The organism is Paracoccus aurantiacus (genome assembly GCF_007993065.1).
Classification (GTDB): Bacteria; Pseudomonadota; Alphaproteobacteria; order Rhodobacterales; family Rhodobacteraceae; genus Paracoccus; species Paracoccus aurantiacus.
In genome coordinates this window covers 177112-194240 of sequence record NZ_VOPL01000002.1, presented here as the reverse complement: position 1 = coordinate 194240, position 17129 = coordinate 177112, and the positions used below count along the sequence as shown (strand labels likewise).

At 61.2% G+C, this 17129-nt stretch carries 19 protein-coding genes and 1 tRNA gene; 8 read left to right on the top strand and 12 right to left on the bottom strand.

All coding sequences use genetic code 11. From position 1 onward, the window contains the following. Positions 1 to 189: 189 nt before the first annotated feature. The gene (locus FQV27_RS06415) at positions 190 to 477 is read right to left on the bottom strand and encodes a SinR family protein (protein WP_147097041.1); all 288 of its coding nucleotides are present in this window, start codon (positions 475 to 477) and stop codon (positions 190 to 192) included. A gap of 328 nt (positions 478 to 805) precedes the next feature. Between FQV27_RS06415 and FQV27_RS06410 the strand changes: the two genes are divergently transcribed. The 3 genes from FQV27_RS06410 to FQV27_RS06400 are packed head-to-tail and all read left to right on the top strand — an operon-like array spanning position 806 to position 2682. Next, complete coding sequence (locus FQV27_RS06410; RefSeq protein WP_147097040.1) at positions 806 to 1438, top strand: hypothetical protein; 633 nt, start codon at positions 806 to 808, stop codon at positions 1436 to 1438. A 3-nt stretch (positions 1439 to 1441) separates the two neighbouring features. Next, entirely contained in the window at positions 1442 to 1627 is a 186-nt protein-coding gene (locus tag FQV27_RS06405) for a hypothetical protein (RefSeq protein ID WP_147097039.1), read from the top strand. Further along, positions 1624 to 2682, top strand: a complete 1059-nt coding sequence (locus tag FQV27_RS06400; protein WP_147097038.1) for a tyrosine-type recombinase/integrase — start codon at positions 1624 to 1626, stop codon at positions 2680 to 2682. The genes FQV27_RS06405 and FQV27_RS06400 overlap by 4 nt, the downstream gene beginning before the upstream one ends. 32 nt (positions 2683 to 2714) lie before the next feature. On the opposite strand, the gene FQV27_RS06395 is transcribed toward FQV27_RS06400, so the two are convergent. Further along, positions 2715 to 2790: transfer RNA gene (locus tag FQV27_RS06395), tRNA-Lys, on the bottom strand. A gap of 85 nt (positions 2791 to 2875) precedes the next feature. Between FQV27_RS06395 and dapF the strand changes: the two genes are divergently transcribed. Next, a complete protein-coding gene (dapF, locus tag FQV27_RS06390; RefSeq protein ID WP_377768678.1) occupies positions 2876 to 3700 on the top strand; it encodes a diaminopimelate epimerase in 825 nt (274 codons plus the stop codon). Further along, positions 3697 to 4953 (top strand): tRNA (N(6)-L-threonylcarbamoyladenosine(37)-C(2))-methylthiotransferase MtaB, encoded by a 1257-nt coding sequence (gene mtaB, locus FQV27_RS06385; RefSeq protein WP_147097036.1) that lies wholly within the window; start codon positions 3697 to 3699, stop codon positions 4951 to 4953. The genes dapF and mtaB overlap by 4 nt, the downstream gene beginning before the upstream one ends. Before the next feature lie 100 nt (positions 4954 to 5053). Here the strand turns inward: mtaB and FQV27_RS06380 are convergent, their stop codons facing one another. Beyond that, on the bottom strand, positions 5054 to 5536 hold the full coding sequence (locus FQV27_RS06380) for a VOC family protein (RefSeq protein WP_222611671.1): 483 nt from the start codon (positions 5534 to 5536) through the stop codon (positions 5054 to 5056). Positions 5537 to 5599: 63 nt separating this feature from the next. On the opposite strand from FQV27_RS06380, the gene FQV27_RS06375 reads away from it, so the two are divergent. Continuing rightward, a complete protein-coding gene (locus FQV27_RS06375; protein WP_186827237.1) occupies positions 5600 to 6460 on the top strand; it encodes a helix-turn-helix transcriptional regulator in 861 nt (286 codons plus the stop codon). On the opposite strand, the gene fosX is transcribed toward FQV27_RS06375, so the two are convergent. Together fosX and FQV27_RS06365 are read right to left on the bottom strand one after the other, a co-directional pair. Then, the gene (fosX, locus tag FQV27_RS06370; protein WP_147097033.1) at positions 6373 to 6780 is read right to left on the bottom strand and encodes a FosX/FosE/FosI family fosfomycin resistance hydrolase; all 408 of its coding nucleotides are present in this window, start codon (positions 6778 to 6780) and stop codon (positions 6373 to 6375) included. The genes FQV27_RS06375 and fosX overlap by 88 nt on opposite strands. Next, positions 6777 to 7613 (bottom strand): hydratase, encoded by an 837-nt coding sequence (locus FQV27_RS06365; protein WP_147097032.1) that lies wholly within the window; start codon positions 7611 to 7613, stop codon positions 6777 to 6779. The genes fosX and FQV27_RS06365 overlap by 4 nt, the downstream gene beginning before the upstream one ends. Positions 7614 to 7708: 95 nt before the next feature. Here FQV27_RS06365 and mutS point away from each other — a divergent pair, with 95 nt between their 5' ends. Further along, complete coding sequence (gene mutS / locus FQV27_RS06360; protein WP_147097031.1) at positions 7709 to 10345, top strand: DNA mismatch repair protein MutS; 2637 nt, start codon at positions 7709 to 7711, stop codon at positions 10343 to 10345. On the opposite strand, the gene FQV27_RS06355 is transcribed toward mutS, so the two are convergent. The 4 genes from FQV27_RS06355 to FQV27_RS06340 are packed head-to-tail and all read right to left on the bottom strand — an operon-like array spanning position 10342 to position 14279. After that, positions 10342 to 11070, bottom strand: coding sequence for a proteasome-type protease (locus FQV27_RS06355; RefSeq protein ID WP_147097030.1), 729 nt, complete (start codon positions 11068 to 11070; stop codon positions 10342 to 10344). The two genes, mutS and FQV27_RS06355, sit on opposite strands and share 4 nt — an antisense overlap. Before the next feature lie 31 nt (positions 11071 to 11101). Then, a complete protein-coding gene (locus tag FQV27_RS06350; protein WP_147097029.1) occupies positions 11102 to 11911 on the bottom strand; it encodes a transglutaminase family protein in 810 nt (269 codons plus the stop codon). Positions 11912 to 11913: 2 nt separating this feature from the next. Then, complete coding sequence (locus FQV27_RS06345) at positions 11914 to 12867, bottom strand: alpha-E domain-containing protein (RefSeq protein ID WP_246133017.1); 954 nt, start codon at positions 12865 to 12867, stop codon at positions 11914 to 11916. Between the two features lie 5 nt (positions 12868 to 12872). Then, positions 12873 to 14279: a circularly permuted type 2 ATP-grasp protein gene (locus FQV27_RS06340; RefSeq protein WP_147097028.1), complete on the bottom strand. Its 1407-nt coding sequence runs from the start codon at positions 14277 to 14279 to the stop codon at positions 12873 to 12875. A gap of 195 nt (positions 14280 to 14474) precedes the next feature. Here FQV27_RS06340 and FQV27_RS06335 point away from each other — a divergent pair, with 195 nt between their 5' ends. Next, positions 14475 to 15050, top strand: coding sequence for a transglycosylase SLT domain-containing protein (locus tag FQV27_RS06335; RefSeq protein ID WP_147097027.1), 576 nt, complete (start codon positions 14475 to 14477; stop codon positions 15048 to 15050). A gap of 103 nt (positions 15051 to 15153) precedes the next feature. Here FQV27_RS06335 and FQV27_RS06330 read toward each other — a convergent pair whose 3' ends face one another. The 3 genes from FQV27_RS06330 to FQV27_RS06320 all read right to left on the bottom strand — a co-directional run bounded on the left by FQV27_RS06330 (position 15154) and on the right by FQV27_RS06320 (position 17022). Continuing rightward, positions 15154 to 15750 carry a LolA family protein gene (locus FQV27_RS06330; RefSeq protein WP_147097026.1) on the bottom strand — a complete coding sequence of 199 codons (597 nt, stop codon included), beginning with the start codon at positions 15748 to 15750 and terminating at the stop codon, positions 15154 to 15156. A 150-nt stretch (positions 15751 to 15900) separates the two neighbouring features. Then, positions 15901 to 16428 carry a DUF6173 family protein gene (locus tag FQV27_RS06325; protein WP_147097025.1) on the bottom strand — a complete coding sequence of 176 codons (528 nt, stop codon included), beginning with the start codon at positions 16426 to 16428 and terminating at the stop codon, positions 15901 to 15903. A 96-nt stretch (positions 16429 to 16524) separates the two neighbouring features. Beyond that, positions 16525 to 17022, bottom strand: a complete 498-nt coding sequence (locus FQV27_RS06320; protein WP_147097024.1) for a hypothetical protein — start codon at positions 17020 to 17022, stop codon at positions 16525 to 16527. Positions 17023 to 17129: the final 107 nt, after the last annotated feature.

Genomic DNA, 17129 nt, shown 5'->3' with positions numbered 1-17129 from the left:
CCGCGAAGCATCTGGGATCAGACGGTTGAGTGCCCGGCAACATGTCCGCCGAAAACCCCGTCAAGGCGCGGCCTCTGTTATCCTATCGGAGGCGCGGCGCAGGCTGTCACGGCGGACACCGGGGACAGCCCACCGGACCCCGCGTCAGGGGACCAAGGGGCCGTCACGCGGGATGCTGGCGGCCCCTGCCTATTCGATATGTTTGACGAGCCAATCCGAACCCGATTTATTGAAACCGTGCCACGCTGCCGGTGCAGATACCTTAATCACTAGCAACTCGTCGTCATCATCTAATACGGTCTTGAAGCGGTCGCGCAGTAGGGTTGCAGTTTTACTGGAATTGATAATCCAAGAAGAATCCAAATGGTGCCAATATCCGTTCGCTTCATCCTTGATTAACTCGATCAACGCTTTGTTTTTCTCGCTGTAATTCGACCCTTCGCGATTCAGATCGTAACCCACCAGATATGTTGTCATCTATTCCCTCTGCAATTGACCTTTAGGTTCTCGATTATCCGCCGAATCAATTCCGGTCGGCTTGGTTGATCGTCCTGCTTCGCGCGTTCGGAGTCCAGCCAGTTGAGCATGACCGCAGCAGGCGGACCGTTGGCCGAATGCAGCAAGCGCCGCATAACGCGGATCGCACCCGGCTGGATCGCGAGGTTTGGCCGGGGCACTATTTGAGCGATACACAAAAGGATTGCGATACCTCTTAATGCGTGATAGACAATAAGGCATGAAGTCTGGATCGTTCATATCGCTTATCTCGCGCGTCTATCGCGTTGACGAAAAGACCGTCACACTGGTGGCCCGCAGCCTCAAGGAGGCGGGCCTTCTGACGACAGGTGCAAGAGGCGTCAACGCGCCCAACATGATACCGTTGGACGCGGCGCGAATGACTATTGCGCTGCTTTCGACTGACAGTCCGGCGAAGATGGTCGAGGCTGTCGAACGATACCGCGATATGAAGCTGCGCACCGTTGAGGGCGAGGGCGATCTGTCGGAGTATCTTTTCGGATTCGACACCACGCTTGAGCAGGTTCTGGTCAGAATGTTTGGCGCTGAATTGGATGACGAATCCCATTTCGGCGATTTCCCGTATTTCGAGATCCAAGAAAACCAAAAAACTGCTGTGTTCCAGATGAAGAACACCACAGTCAAATTCCGAACGCCAGAACCTACCGCTGAATTGCTGGACAAGGATCGCGCCGAGCATAGCGGCATCATGCGCACACGCGGCCTTGCGCCCGTGGCCCTGCTGACCGTTGCCGCCGAGATGTGGGCCGATCGTTTCTCTGGTGTTGACGAACAAGGTTATCCCTTGGCTCTCACACATCCTTGGAACGAAGAATTGCGCGGCGAAAAGCGTCAGCTCCGCTATGCCGAAATCAAGGCCTATGTTCGCGCTCGCGATACCGACTGGATGAAGGGGGCCTGATCCATGGGGAATCGCCCCGTCACTATTACCAAGACCGAACTGGCTGGCTACGCGAAAGTGATGCGTGAAGCCCAGGTCGAGACTTGGACGGTGACGGCAGTTCGCCCTGACGGGACACAGATCATCATCCAAGCGGGCGCAGCGGCCTCGCGTGGCGGTGAGATAGACAAGATGTTGGGCCTGACATGAAGCGTCGTAATCCCTTCCCCGGTGCTACCATCGTAGACGATCCGCGCGGCGGAAAGCGCATCCGGCTGCGCAAGACCATCAAGGGCCGCAAGATTGACACCTATCTGCCCGGCCCATGGGGCTCGCGCGCGATGATTGAGGCTTACAAGGCTGCGATCACCGATACACCGGCCCTGCCGCAATCCACCGCTGCGCGCGGGACGTTCGATCACGTCATAACCCATTATCTCGCGAGCAGAGGCTTCCAAGACCTGCGTGAGTCTACGCGCTATCACAAGCGGCTTCGCATGGATTGGATCCGCGCCAAGATCGGCAAGGCTCGCATGGCAGATCTGGAACCACACCACGTTGCGGCGATGATGGATATGAAGGGCGGGCCGAGTGCTGCAAACCGGCTTCATAAAGAACTGTCTGAACTCTACGACTACGCCCGCCGTCGCTTTGGCTTCAACATCGCATCACCGACCGAACAGATTGACCGCCGCAAGATCAAATCGGATGGCTTCCATACTTGGACGGAAGAACAGGTTCAGCAATTCCGCGAATGCCACGCCACCGGCAGCGTTGCCCGGCTGGCGCTGGAACTGATCGTCGGCACTGGTGCAGCGCGTCAGGATGCCCGCGCGATGGGCCGTCAGAATATCAAAGGCACTGACATTTGGTATCGCCGGATCAAGACCGGGCAGGACGTGACGTTGCCGCTCGCCTTACTGCCGGAGTTGCGGGCCGAACTGCGTCAGGTTCCACCGGGACAGGCGCGGTTCTTTAGCTATACGGTCGAAAGTTTCGGCAACTGGTTTGCGGATCAGTGCAAAGCCGCTGGACTTCCTGACGAGTGCCGCGCTCACGGCTTACGCAAGTATGGGGCGACCCGACTTGCCGAGCGTGGAGCGAACGAATTTCAGATCATGGCGTTCCTTGCGCACAAGACCACGCAGGAGGCGAAGCGATACGTCGCAGCTGCAAATCGGGTGAAACTTGCGGCTGATGCGCTGTCGCATCTGGCCGTTGATAATGTCCAACAACTCAGGTCGTTGGACAAAGCGGCAGACTAAACAACTGAAAGGAAAGGAAAAAATGGAAAAAGTGGTGAGCCCAACAGGATTCGAACCTGTGACCCACTGATTAAAAGTCAGTTGCTCTACCAACTGAGCTATGGGCCCATCACAGGGCGCTTTCCTAGTTTTGCGGGCAACAGTCGTCAACCACAAAAACAGCCTTCTGGCGAAAACTTTTCGGTCGCACTATATGGCGGGGATGGAACACGCCCGCACCCCCGGCCTGCCGTTCATGAAGATGCACGGGCTTGGCAATGATTTCGTCGTCATCGACCTGCGCCACGGCATGGCCGCGCCGGATGCGGCGACGATTGCAGCCATTGCGGACCGGCACTTCGGGGTGGGGTTCGATCAGCTCGCCACCGTCGAGCACGACGACGACGCGGATGCGCGTCTCGTGTTCTTCAACAGTGACGGCTCCCGGTCCGCCGCTTGCGGGAATGCCACGCGCTGCATCGCCCGCTTCCTGATGGACGGGACGGGCAAGGACCGTCTGCGTCTGCGCACCGATCATGCAATCCTGTTTGCGGAAGACGCGGGCGACGGGCTGACGCGCGTCAATATGGGGGCGCCCGTGCTGGACTGGCAGGCCATTCCGCTGGCTGAAAATGTGGATATCGACCATCTTCCCGTCACCGGCGATCCGGTCGCCACGGGCATGGGCAACCCGCATATGACCTTTTTCGTCGATGATGCCGATTCGGTCGATTTGGGCAGCTTCGGGCCGGAACACGAACACCACCCGCTTTATCCGCAGCGCACGAATGTCGAGGTGGTGCAGGTGCTATCCCCCGACGAAATCAAGCTTCGCATCTGGGAACGCGGCACGGGGCCGACACTGGCCTCCGGCTCCTGCTCCTGCGCGGCGGCTGTAGCGGCTGCGCGGCGCGGGCTGACCGGGCGCAAGGTCACGGTGAACGTGCCGGGCGGGCAGTTGCAGATCGACTGGCGCGAGGACGGAGTCTGGATGACCGGCCCGACCGCGCATGTCTTTGACGGGATCTGGCGGGGATGAGCGCGCCTGTCTTTTCCACCCACGGCTGCCGCCTGAACGCCTATGAATCAGAGGCGATGCGCGAGATGGCCGAGGCTGCCGGCCTGCAGGGCGCGGTGATCGTAAACACATGCGCCGTGACAGCCGAGGCCGTGCGAAAAGCCCGTCAGGACATCCGCCGCCTGTCACGCGAAAACCCCGACGCGCCGATCATCGTCACCGGCTGCGCCGCCCAGACCGAGCCCGAGACCTTCGCCGCCATGCCCGAAGTCACCCGCGTCCTCGGCAACAGCGAGAAGATGCGGCCCGAGACATGGGCCAGCTTGACCCCCGACCTGATCGGCCGGACAGAGCGTGTGATCGTGGACGATATCATGTCCGTCCGCGAAACCGCCGGTCACCTGATCGACGGCTTCGGCCGTCACCGCGCCTATGTTCAGGTTCAGAACGGCTGCGACCACCGCTGCACCTTCTGCATCATCCCCTATGGTCGCGGCAATTCGCGTTCCGTCCCGGCGGGCGTCGTCGTGGACCAGATCAAGCGCCTGCGCGATTGCGGCTTCAACGAGGTCGTGTTGACCGGCGTCGACCTGACCTCATGGGGCGCCGATCTGCCCGGCACGCCGCGGCTTGGCGATCTGGTCATGCGCATCCTGAAGCTGGTGCCGGACCTGCCGCGCCTTCGGATTTCCAGCATCGATTCAATCGAGGCTGACGAAAACCTGATGCAGGCCATCGCCACCGAACCGCGCCTGATGCCGCATCTGCACCTGTCGCTGCAGGCGGGCGACGACATGATCCTGAAGCGCATGAAGCGCCGCCATCTCCGCGATGACGCCATCCGCTTCTGCGAAGATGCCCGCCGCTTGCGCCCCGAAATCGTCTTCGGTGCCGACATCATCGCAGGCTTCCCGACAGAGACAGAGGCGATGTTCGAAAACTCGTTGAAACTGGTTCAGGATTGCGGCCTGACCTTCCTGCACGTCTTCCCCTACTCGGCCCGCAAAGGAACGCCCGCCGCGCGTATGCCTGCGGTGAACGGCAAGGCGATCAAGGAACGCGCCGCCCGCCTGCGCGCGGCGGGCGACGCCGCGCTGCAAGCTCACCTGAACGGCCAGATCGGGCGCACCCACCGGGTGCTGACAGAAGGACCGCGGATAGGGCGGACTGAACAATTCACCGAAGTCAGTTTTGACCGTGACATGCCCGAGGGGACGCTGATCGACCTGACAGTCACAGCCCATGACGGGGCCCGGCTCAAAGGCTCGGAATAGGAATAGATCCGACCACCACACTTTTTCGCGGACGACACCGCCAGCTACGCAGTCAACCCGTGCCGCCTGCGTGAGTATTACCGCGTTTCATTCGGGAATGTCATATTTCGGCATAGATCTCTAGAATGTTGCCGTCTGGGTCGCGGAAGAAAACCGTTCGATGGCCCCATGACTGGTCGGTAACGGGGTCAGCGATCTCCACCCCGAGCTCCAGCAGAGCGTCGGCGCAGTGCTGGACCTCGACGGGCGATACCCGAAAGGCAAGCTGCACCGAGAGCTGACCCGCGGCGGGTGGAGTGTCGTTCCACATCATGCCCCGTTCGGTCAGCGCAAGAACCTGCCCGCCAATAGCATATTCGACCCATTGCGGCCCCAGTTCGGCCTTCAACGCGAAGCCCATGACATTCTGGTAGAAGTCGCGCATCGCCGGCATGTCGCGTGCAAAAATGACCGTGTAGTCGATGGCGCGTATTGAACTGAGCGGATTCATGTCTTCTCTGTCTCCTTGTGAGTGGCCCTTTGCCGGCAAACCGGCGAGACCGGCGGCTGCAAGGGCGGTGATTACCGTGCGACGAAAAACCATTGGCCAATCCTTTGCTTCTTTGCTCACATTGGCATCGGCGATATGGAAGAGTGGGTAAAGAGAATGGAAGATACTGGTACCCGGACTGACACCCTGCATTCAGACGAAAGCCGCAGGCGCGAACTGGCAGATTTTCTGCGACGAACGCGTGAACGGCTGCGCCCGGAAAAGCCCAGTTCCAAACGCCGGACCCCCGGTTTGCGACGCGAAGAAGTCTCTGACGCGGCAGGCATATCGGTCACGTGGTACACGTGGTTAGAACAGGCGCGTGACATTGCCGTTTCGACCGAAACCCTGAACCGTTTGGTCGAGGCGCTTCGATTGGACCGGACGGAAACCCGCTATCTTTACGGGCTGGCAGGACGAACCGGCGAATTGCCAGCAGAATCGACGGTGCCCCCGTCCGAGTCACTTTGTGAACTCGTGACGGGACTCATGCCGCATCCCGCCTATGCGATGGACCGGGTCTTCAACGTCGTTGCCAGCAACCCCAGTTCAGACGCACTTTTTGGCCGGTTCGATACCGATCAGCCAGCTAAGAGTAATATTCTAACGCGCCTTTTTCTGGATCCTGACTGGAAGTCCCTGTTTGTTGACTGGTCAGCAGTTGCCCGTAGCGCTGTCGCACAATTCCGCGCCTCGACCTCCGCATTCGCACAGGAAAAGGACGCAACAGAGATCGTCTCTCTTCTTCTGGAAGAGGTGCCGGGCTTCAAGTATATATGGGCCGCCGCAGAGCTCGCCGAATCACCGAACTGGACCAAGACAATCAGGTGCGGTCATGGCGTCTGTCGCTACGATTACGCTCTCTTGCGGCCAGAGGGTGGCGACCGCGACTACACCATCGCCATATATCGCCTCAACCGCTCCGCCAGCGTCCCGGTATGCAATTCGAACAGGTGGTTATCCGCGTCGTGGAAGTAGATCGACCGCCCCTCGCCCTCTACCCTTGGGCGGCTTTCGCGGACATCCAGACCCAATTCGCGAACAGCCAACAGCCGCGCATCATAGTCCACATCAGCGATCTTGAAGGCGACGTGGTTATAGCTGCGCTCGGGCAGCGGATCGCCCTGCATCACCGCCACCCAGACGCCGCCGATATCGAAGAATCGTTCGGGCGAGAGGGAAAACCCCTCGCCCTCGCTGTCATAGATTTTCTTCGCCAGCAGCACGCGGGTCAGGATCTCCTCCATCCGGTCCAGATCGCGGCAGATGAAGGTGATGTGGCTCAGCCCCTCGGTCATTCGACAGTCGTCAGCGACACCGAAAGGGGCTTGTCGCCGATCATGTAGTCCGCCTGCACTGCCAGCCCCGGCGTGGCCGGATGCAGCGCGCCAAGCGAACCCAGCGAGATGACCGAGCCCTCGGACAGATCGAACCCGCCCTGCCGGACCAACCACAGCACCACATCCAGCGGGTGCCCCAGCAGCGCCGCGCCGGTGGCTTCGTCCTCTACCGCGCCATCGGCTTTCAACACCGCAGTCAGCGCGCCCAGATCGGCGACCGGGTCGGCCAGATCGGAAATCGCGACCGATTCGCCCAGCACACCGCGCCACGGTATCACGCCGTAAGATGCCATGATCGGGCCGGTGGGCTTCAAACCCTTCGCCAGCGCCATATCGGGCAGTTCGACAAAGGCCTGAACATTGCCAAGGGCCGCCGCCGCCTCTTCTCGCGTGGTGGCGGCTGCCAGCGCTGCAGGATCGGCGACCGTCACGATCAGATCAGCCTCGTAAAACGGTGTGCGCGACCCGCTCATGCTGACAGCTGCGCCGTTTTCCAGCAGCATCGGCTGGAACAGCGCGCCCGCCACTGGCGCATCGACGCCAAAGCGTTCCTGTGCAGGTTTCGAGGTGAAGCCAACCTTCACGCCGACCGGACGGCCCAGATCATCCTCCAGTCGCTCAAGATAGGAATTATAGGCGCAGGCGGCGTCCTGCATGTTCGCCACGCCCGGATCGGCCAGCCTTTCGCCCGCCATCCAGCCCTCGGCGGCGGCATACATCGCTTCGGGCGCGGGGCATTCGGCCATGGCAGGCCCCGCCGACAGCGCCAGTATCGCAATCGCATATTTCATTCTGCATCCTCCCTGATCGGGCCAGCCTGCCCCAGCCAGCACGGTCTGGCAATCACCGCGTGATGCGTTAGAACCATCCCGTTAAGGAGCCGCCCATGACCGACCAGCCGACCCCGATGATGGCCCAGTATCTCGCAATTCGCGAGGCCAATCCGGGTGCGCTGCTGTTCTATCGCATGGGCGATTTCTACGAGATGTTCTTTGACGACGCCGTCGCCGCCGCAGCCGCCCTGGACATCGCGCTGACCAAGCGCGGCACCCATGCGGGAGAGCCGATCCCCATGTGCGGCGTGCCCGTCCACGCCGCCGAAAGCTATCTGCTGACGTTGATCCGCAAGGGTTTCCGCGTTGCTATCGCCGAACAGATGGAAGACCCGGCAGAGGCCAAGAAGCGCGGCAGCAAGTCCGTCGTGGCGCGCGACGTTGTGCGGCTGGTGACGCCCGGCACCCTGACCGAAGAATCGCTGCTGGAAGCGCGGCGGCACAACTTTCTGGCGGCCTTCGCCAATGTCCGCGACGAAGGCGCGCTGGCTTGGGTCGATATCTCGACCGGCTCGCTGCGGGTGATGGGTTGTGCGTCTGCGCGGCTGGCGCCCGAACTGGCGCGGATCGCCCCGCGCGAGGTTCTGGCGGTGGAGGGCAGCGGGCTGGACGAACTGGTGTTGGAAGCAGGTGCGGCGCTGACCGAACTTCCCCCGCAGAATTTCGACTCATCTGCCGCGACCCGCCGTCTGGCGGCGCTGTTCCAGGTGGAAACGCTGGACGGTTTCGGCAATTTCAGCCGTGCCGAGCTGGCCGCGATGGGGGCGCTTGCCGCCTATCTGGAGCTGACCCAGAAGGCGCAGCTGCCGCTGATCCGCCCGCCGATGCGCGAAGAAGCAGCCGGAAACGTCCAGATCGACGCGGCGACCCGGCGCAATCTGGAATTGACGCAGGCGCTTTCGGGCGGGCGCGAAGGCTCGCTTCTGGCGGCCATCGACCGGACGGCCACAGCGGCGGGCGCGCGGCTGCTGGAACGCCGAATCTCTGCCCCTTCCCGCGATCTGGCCACCATCCACGCCCGCCATGATGCCGTGGCCCATCTGGCGGATGACGCCCGCCTGACCGCCGATCTGCGCGAGGCACTTGCACGTGTACCCGACATGGACCGCGCGCTGTCGCGGCTTGCGCTGGAACGGGGCGGCCCGCGCGATCTGGCGGCGATCCGCGCCGGACTGACGCAGGCGATCAGCGTCGCGGCCATGCTGGGCGATGACAATGTGGATGTGCTGGCCGAGGCCGCGCGCGATCTGGTAGGCCATGATGACCTGATCGACCTTCTTGATGATGCGCTGGTGGCCGAGCCCCCGCTTCTGGCGCGTGACGGCGGTTTCGTCGCGCAGGGCTTCGACGCCGATCTGGACGAGACGCGGCAGCTTCGTGACGAAGGCAGGGGTGTCATTGCGAAGATGCAGGGGGAATATGCTGACCTTGCGGGCGTAAGCAGCCTGAAGATCAAGCATAACAACGTGCTTGGCTATTTCATCGAAACGACGGCAACCCACGCGCAGAAGATGATGGCCCCGCCTTTGTCGGAAACCTTCATCCATCGCCAGACCACCGCCAATCAGGTCCGCTTCACCACGGTTCCGCTGTCAGAGCTGGAAACGCGCATCCTGAATGCCCGCGACCGCGCTTTGGAGATCGAACGCGGCATCTTCGCCCGCCTGCGCGATGCCATTCTTGCCGCCGCAGGCCCCATAGGACAGGCCGCCCGCGCGCTGGCAGAGATCGACCTGAACGCCGCCTTCGCCGATCTGGCCAATGGCGAAGGCTGGACCCGGCCACAGGTCGACGACAGCCGCGCATTCGAGATAGAGGCAGGGCGGCACCCGGTTGTCGAACGCGCCCTGCGGCGCAAGGCCGAAAGCTTCGTCGCCAATGATTGCGCGCTGACCGGCGGTGATACGCCCGCCATCTGGCTTCTGACCGGGCCGAACATGGCCGGTAAGTCGACATTTCTGCGCCAGAACGCGCTGATCGCCATTCTCGCTCAGGCCGGATCCTTCGTGCCCGCGAGCCGTGCCCATATCGGGCTGGTCAGCCAGCTGTTCAGCCGCGTCGGTGCCGCTGACGATCTGGCGCGGGGGCGTTCGACCTTCATGGTCGAGATGGTCGAAACCGCCGCAATCCTTAATCAGGCGGACGACCGCGCGCTGGTGATCCTTGATGAAATCGGGCGCGGCACAGCGACCTGGGACGGGTTGTCGATCGCTTGGGCGGTCATGGAACATCTGCAGGCCGTGAACCGCTGCCGCGCGCTGTTCGCCACGCATTACCACGAATTGACGGCCCTTGCCGCCCGGCTGGAAGGCGTCGACAACGCAACAGTCGCCGTGCGCGAATGGGAAGGCGAGGTAATCTTCCTGCACGAAGTTAAGAAGGGCGCCGCCGACCGTTCCTATGGGGTTCAGGTCGCCCGTCTGGCGGGGTTGCCGGATGCGGTCGTGACCCGCGCCCGCGACATCCTTGCCAGTCTGGAATCCGGCGAAAGGGAAGGCGCGGCCAAACCTGCCGCCATCATCGACGACCTGCCGCTGTTTCGCGCGGCACCACCCGCCCCCGCGCCCACCAAGGCAAAGGAAAGCGCCGCCGAGGCACGGCTGCATGACATCCACCCCGACAGCCTGACCCCGCGCGAGGCGCTGGATCTGATCTATGAACTGAAGGGATTGGCAGAGATACCGCGCTAAAGCGGCATCTCTACGAACGCCTCGCGCAGGGCTTCGGACCATGCCACCGACATGGCAGAAAACTGCGGATCGCCTTTCAGGATGCGCCGCTTGGCGCTGACGCGGCAGGCACCTTCCTCGATCACGGCCAGATCCAGCGGCATGCCAACCGACAGGTTCGACTTCATGGTCGAATCCATCGACAGAAGTGCGGCCTTCTGCGCGTCCTCAAGGCTGGTCGCGGGCGTCACCACACGGTCAAGGATCGGTTTGCCGTATTTATGCTCGCCAATCTGCAGATAGGGCGTGTCCTCGGTCGCCTCGATATGATTGCCCTCGGGATAGATCAGGAACAGCCGCATGTCCCCGCCCTCGCGCTGACCGGCAACGATAATGCTGGCCGAGGACTGGCTTTGCTTCAGATCGGAGCATTGCATGGCGATTTCGCGCCGCGTCTTGGCCAGAGTATCGCCGATGATGTCGACCACACCCAGCATCGTCTGCGCCTTCATGATCGACGTCCGTTCAGTCGATTCGGGCGATTCGATCGCTTCCTGCAAGCGCGAGATTGTCGTCTGGGTCACAGAAAGACTTCCGGCCGTCATCATCGCGATAACACGCTCTCCGGGTTCCTCGAAGAAGAACATCTTCCGATAGGTCGAGATATTGTCGAGGCCGGCATTGGTGCGCGTATCAGACAGCAGCACCAGCCCGGCATTCAGTTTCAGCGCAACGCAATAGGTCATTGTCCACTCGGGGGTTCGTCAATCGCCAAATCTATGGTGCCACCTGTTCGACCGCAACCGCGACATCAAGCTTTTCGGCACCTCCCATGATTGTGACGCCACGCACCGGCGCCGCATCGCGCGCATCAAGGCCGGAACCGGTGCGCACATAATATTCGCTGGGGCAGGTGCCGTTCGCTGCATCGAATCCGACCCAGCCCAGACCTTCGACATGCAGTTCCGCCCAGGCATGCGCCGCCTCGTGGACATTCCCCTCGGCATCGGCGTGAAGATAGCCCGAGACATATCGCGCCGGAAGACCCCGCTCGCGGGCGACGGTAATCAGAACCTGCGCATGGTCCTGACAGACGCCCGCGCCAATTGCCAGCGCCTCTGCCGCGGTGGTGGTCAGGCTTGTGACACCGGACTGATACTTTATCGCCTCGCCAACCTTGCGCGAAAGCTCGTGCGCCAGATCAAGCTTCCCGAGATCCTGCCCCACGGAAGCCGCAAGATCGCGCAGCGCGTCGTCGGGCTCGGTCGCGTCGGTGGTTTGCAGATAGACCAGCGGATTGATGACCTCGCGATGGCCGCGAAGCACACCTGCCAGATCCGTCGTTTCGACCTGCCCTTCGATGCGCACCGGAATCTGCTGGATCGGCCCGTGAATGGTCCAGAGCTGGACCCAGTCGCCTGCCCCGTCGCGGAAGCCCGGCCCGCATTCCGCGCCCTCGATGTCGATCTTCCAGTCGAGCACTTTCTGTCCCTGAAACACAGAAGGCGTGGTCCGCAGGCTCTGCACCCCGAAACGGACGGGGTTCGCATAGTTATAGACGGTATGATGGGTTATCTTGAGCCGCATTCTCAGCCCCTTCCGTGGAAATAGTCGTCCTGAACAAAGCCTGCGATCTGGCCGATCTCGCGGATGAAATCGGTCAGGAATTCGTGCAGGCCCTCTTCGAAGATTTCGTCGATATCCATTGCGTTCATGCGGTCTGCCAGTGCCTGCGCGCGGTCGCGGGCAGTATGGGGCACGTCGCCGCCATAGCGGCGCAGAAGCGCTTCCAGATGCCACAGCGCCTCGTGGACGGATGTAATCAGCGAGCGCGGGGCCTCGCCATTCAGGATCAGGAAATGCGCGACGCGGCTGGCGCTGACATCGTCACCATAAGCCCAATGGAAGGACCGATGCGCGGACAGTGCGCGCAGGATCACCTGCCACTGATAGCTGTCGAGACCGGACCCGATGAATTCGACCCGTGGCAGCAGGACGAAATATTTCACATCAAGGACACGCGCGGTCGAATCAGCGCGCTCCAGCGCATAGCCGAGCTTCATGAAGTGGAAGCCGTCATTTCGCAATTGCGTGCCGTCGATGGCACCGTGAACGGTCGCTGCGTGGCGGGCCACGAAATCGGCCAGATCGGCAGCATCTTCCTGCCCTGGCTGCATGGCGCGCATTTCCTGCCACGATACATTCAGCGCGTCCCAGACCCTGCTGGTCAGCGCAGTGCGCACGATACGGGCAGATTCGCGGGCATTATGGATGCAGCTCGATACGGATGACGGGTTCTCGCGATCGAAGATCATGAATTTCTCCATGTTCTCCTCGGTGAGATCGCCGTAATCGCGGGCATACTGATCCGAAGCGCCGGTCGCGCGCAGCAGGGATTCCCATTCGTTCTGATACCCCTGCGCCGTGTTGGGAAGCAGCGTGATCCGTGCCCCTACCTCGAACAGACGAGAGGCAGTTTCGGCGCGTTCCATATGGCGGCCAAGCCAGAACAGGTTGGATGCGGTGCGGCTGAGCATGGTCATTCCCCTTATTCCGACAGAACCCAAGTGTCCTTGACACCCCCGCCTTGCGACGAGTTGACGACAAGGCTGCCCTCTTTCAGGGCGACACGGGTCAGCCCGCCGGGAACGAGTTCGATCCTTTCGCCGCACAGACAGAAAGGCCTGAGATCCACATGGCGCGGGGCGATGCCCTCATCCACAAAGGTCGGGCAGGTCGAAAGCGACAGCGTCGGCTGAGCGATGTAGTTCGACGGGTTCTTTTCAATCAGCTTCCGGAATTCCTCGATCTGTTTCTTTGTCGAACGCGGGCCGACCAGCATCCCGTACCCGCCCGATCCGTGAACCTCTTTCACGACCAGATCGGCGAGATTGTCCATGACGTATTTGTAGTCGTCCTGCTTCCACAGCGTCCAGGTATCGACGTTCTTCAGAATAGGCTCTTCACCCAGATAGAAGCGGACCATCTCTGGCACGAAGGTATAGATCGCCTTGTCGTCGGCAACGCCCGCGCCGGGTGCCGAGCAGATCGACACACCGCCCGAGCGATAGACATCCATCAGTCCGGGAACGCCAAGCATCGAATCGCGACGGAAGCATAGCGGGTCGATGAAGGCGTCATCGAGGCGACGATAGATCACGTCGACGCGCTTCGGCCCCTCAGTCGTGCGCATATAGACGAATTCGCCCTCCACGAACAGGTCAGCCCCTTCGACCAGTTCCACCCCCATCAGATTGGCAAGGAAACTGTGTTCGTAATAGGCGCTGTTGAAGTGGCCGGGGGTCAGAATGACGACACGCGGGCGGCCCTGACATTTGGCGGGGGCGACCGATTCCAGCGTGCGGCGAAGCAGATCGGGATAACCATCCACAGGCTCGATCCGGTTGCCACGGAACAGGTCCGGGAACATACGCATCATGATCTCGCGGTTCTCCAGCATATAGCTGACACCCGACGGCGTGCGGCAATTGTCTTCAAGCACGAAGAATTCGTCCCGGCCAGTGCGCACAAGGTCGATGCCGATGATATGCGAATAAACCCCGCGCGGCGGCACGAAACCCACGACTGCCTTCTCATAGGCCTCGTTCTGATAAACCAGACGTGCAGGGATGCGTCCGGCGCGCACGATTTCCCCGCGGCCATAGACATCGCGCAGGAACGCGTTCAACGCCTTCGCGCGCTGCTTGATCCCACGCTCCAGCCGCAGCCATTCGCGCTGCGTGAAGACGCGCGGCATCATGTCGAACGGGATCAGCCGGTCCGGATCACCGCCTTCGCCGTAAACTGCGAACGTGATGCCTATGCGCCGGAACAGCGCCTCGGCCTCGGCCTGCTTCATCTGCCGGATCTCTGACGGCATGTGATCGACCCAGTCTGACAGGCTGGTATACGCTTCGCGGACCTTCTCTCCGTCGAACATTTCGTTGTAGTACATACGCCCCCCTCAAAATCGGCGACTTTCCGCAAACATGACGCGTTGTGCGGGGGATGAAAAGTCAGTGCCCTTCACTCAATTGCCAACAAACGCGAGGGTTCCGAATATTGACGGTTTTTCAGGCACAACGTGAGACGGTTTCATCCGCGGAGCTAATCGCCTAATATACGCGGCAAAAGAACAAGAGGCAGTGACATGAACAGGTTTCTGAAGCTGGCAGTCCTGATGCTGGTCGCATCATGTGGCGGCGGCAACTATTCCGCGCCGCGCAATCTGGAAAGCGCTTGCGAGATCATCCGCGAGCGTCCGGCATATTACCGCGCCATGGTTCGCACCGAGCGCCGCTGGGGCGTCCCTGTCGCGGTCCAGATGGCGGCCATTCATCAGGAATCCAAGTTTATCGGCGACGCGCGGACTCCGCATCAATACGCACTCGGGATCATTCCGATCGGGCGTCAAAGCTCTGCCTATGGCTACAGTCAGGCACTGGACGGGACCTGGGAAGAATACCAGAAGGAAACCGGGAACCGCCGCGCACGTCGCGATGACATCCGGGATGCGACGGATTTCATGGGTTGGTACATGGACGGATCATCCAAGCGGCTTGGCATTTCCAAATGGGATGCCCGCGCGCAGTATCTTGCCTATCATGAAGGCAGGTCCGGCTTCGCGCGCGGGTCATACCGATCAAAGGGCTGGCTGATGACGGTGTCGAACAACGTCCAGGCGCGGGCGCAGATGTATCATTCTCAGCTCAGCACCTGCCGGTGATCGTGACGTAGCTGCGCGTCTTTCGCGGTGACTACAATCCATCGGGTCGTATAACGGAAAACGGGGCCGCCTGAGCGACCCCGCAAAAACGCGTCCGGCTGGATTACTTGCGCCGGTTGATTTCGTTGTCGATCGCGAAAGCGGACGGATTGAACTTCACGCCCTTGCGCGCCTCACCAAGGATCACGGTGGTTTTCTTGCCGGTATCGTCGGTGACGACCCACTGACGCAGTTCCGTAGGCGAGGTGAAGACCATCTCGATATTGCCGTATTCAGGATGGGCCGGGTCCTGGGCCTTCACGACGGTGGTGTTCTTCCGCTCGGAATGACCGGTGACCATCCCCTTGCGACCAAGATTGACGTTCTGCGCCAGGATCAGCGACAGGGGCGTCTTGCTCAGCGGATAAACCTGCGGACCCTGATTTGATTTCGCGTCAAAGACAGCGACCTGCCCGCCCGAGGCAAGGACAAGCTGGCGCGAATTCTTGTATTCGAAGCGCACACGGTTCGGACGCTGGATATAGACCGTACCCGCCGAAATCGTGCCGTCGGGGTTCACCTGCGTGAATTCCGATTGCAGAGTCGTCAGGCTGTTCAGATAGTTCGAGATGTTCTGGAGAGATATCTTCTCTGCCATCGCGGCCGGGGCGGTGGCGAGAAGGGCGATAACGGGCGCGACAGCGAGAGCGAATTTTTTCATGCGACCCTTATGCATGTGTTTCAGATGGTTTGCACATCACCTTGCGGCGAAGCTTCGCAGCCCGAACGCGCACGTCCCTGTTACCGTTCCGCCCGACGCGTCACCGCGCAATTAAAACTGTGTCAGCCAAGCGTGAGCATTGTTGCGGAATTACAGTTCTGCCCCGAAGCCGATCCGATAGGGCGGCTGTTCGGGAAGCGGCGGCACGGCCACGAGCATGAAGTTGAGTTGCGAGACATGCTGGACGACCGCGACCTCTGTGATACCGTCCAGCAGGCCGTAGAATTCGATGATGCTCGGGTTGCGATAGCCCATACCGCGCACATGGACCGCGCGTTCGCTGCCGAAATTGGCAAGCTGGATGCCCAGTTCATAATGTTCTGGAAGCGTCGCCTGAAAGTCCTTTACGCGCGTGACAAGGTGGTTGAAGACCTCCTCGGCTGCGTGGAGCGTTGCCATGTCGGCGGCGTCTTCCTTGGGCCACAGATCTTCGGCGATTGCGGGAACAGGCTGCATCTGCACAGGGACCGGCGCCTCGGCGCTTGATGCCTCTGTCGGCTCTGCCCTGGCCTTTTCAGCCGCTGGCGGCTTTCCTTTCCGGGGTGCCGCCTTGCGTTTCTTCGGCTCTGCAATGTCCTTGGCCGCGCCGGCGGCCTTTGCTTTCGGCTTTTTCGTCATGGTTCGATCCGGTGAGGCAGAGCGTTTTTCATAGGCGCAGGCTAGCCCGCCAGACCGGCAATGACCATGCCTGCCCCCAACCGGCGCGAGCAAGGATCAGAAGAAAATTCCGAAAATCGCGAGGGTCACGAACACCGCTGCCAGCGCCATGAACCCGCCCCGCCGTTCTGGCCGGCCCTGATAGGCGAGCAGTGCAAAGCAGGCCGCGAAAATGACCGCCCAGCTTCGCGTCAGCCAATGCGCAAGCGACTGAAAGCTTTCCGGCGCGATGGTCGCCAGAAGATAGCTTACCGCCGCCAGAACCCCGAACAGGCATGCCACACCCAGTCCCAGAAAGAGGATGTTTTCCTCGACCTTGGCACTGTTCCAGCGACGTCCCCCCGGCAGCACGAAACGCGACCATGCGATGATCGCGAGCGCCAGAAACAGCATCGAAACGATCGCGAGAAGCGGTAGCAGATAGGCAGAGGTTGCTGCAGCCACCACGGACGAGCCAGCCTGATGCGTCGCGTCAACAAGCGAAAACAGGCTGAGCGAAGCCATGAAGGCCGAGACATAGCCGACAAGGTTGATCGTGGGTGTGTCGTGATTCACCTGCGTTTCCTCCCATTCGATTTTGCCGCCAGCCTAGACGAAGATGGGGCCGGGGGTCATCCCGAAAGATTTTTCTGCCGTGATGCCCAGCCAAAGTTCGAAGGCCG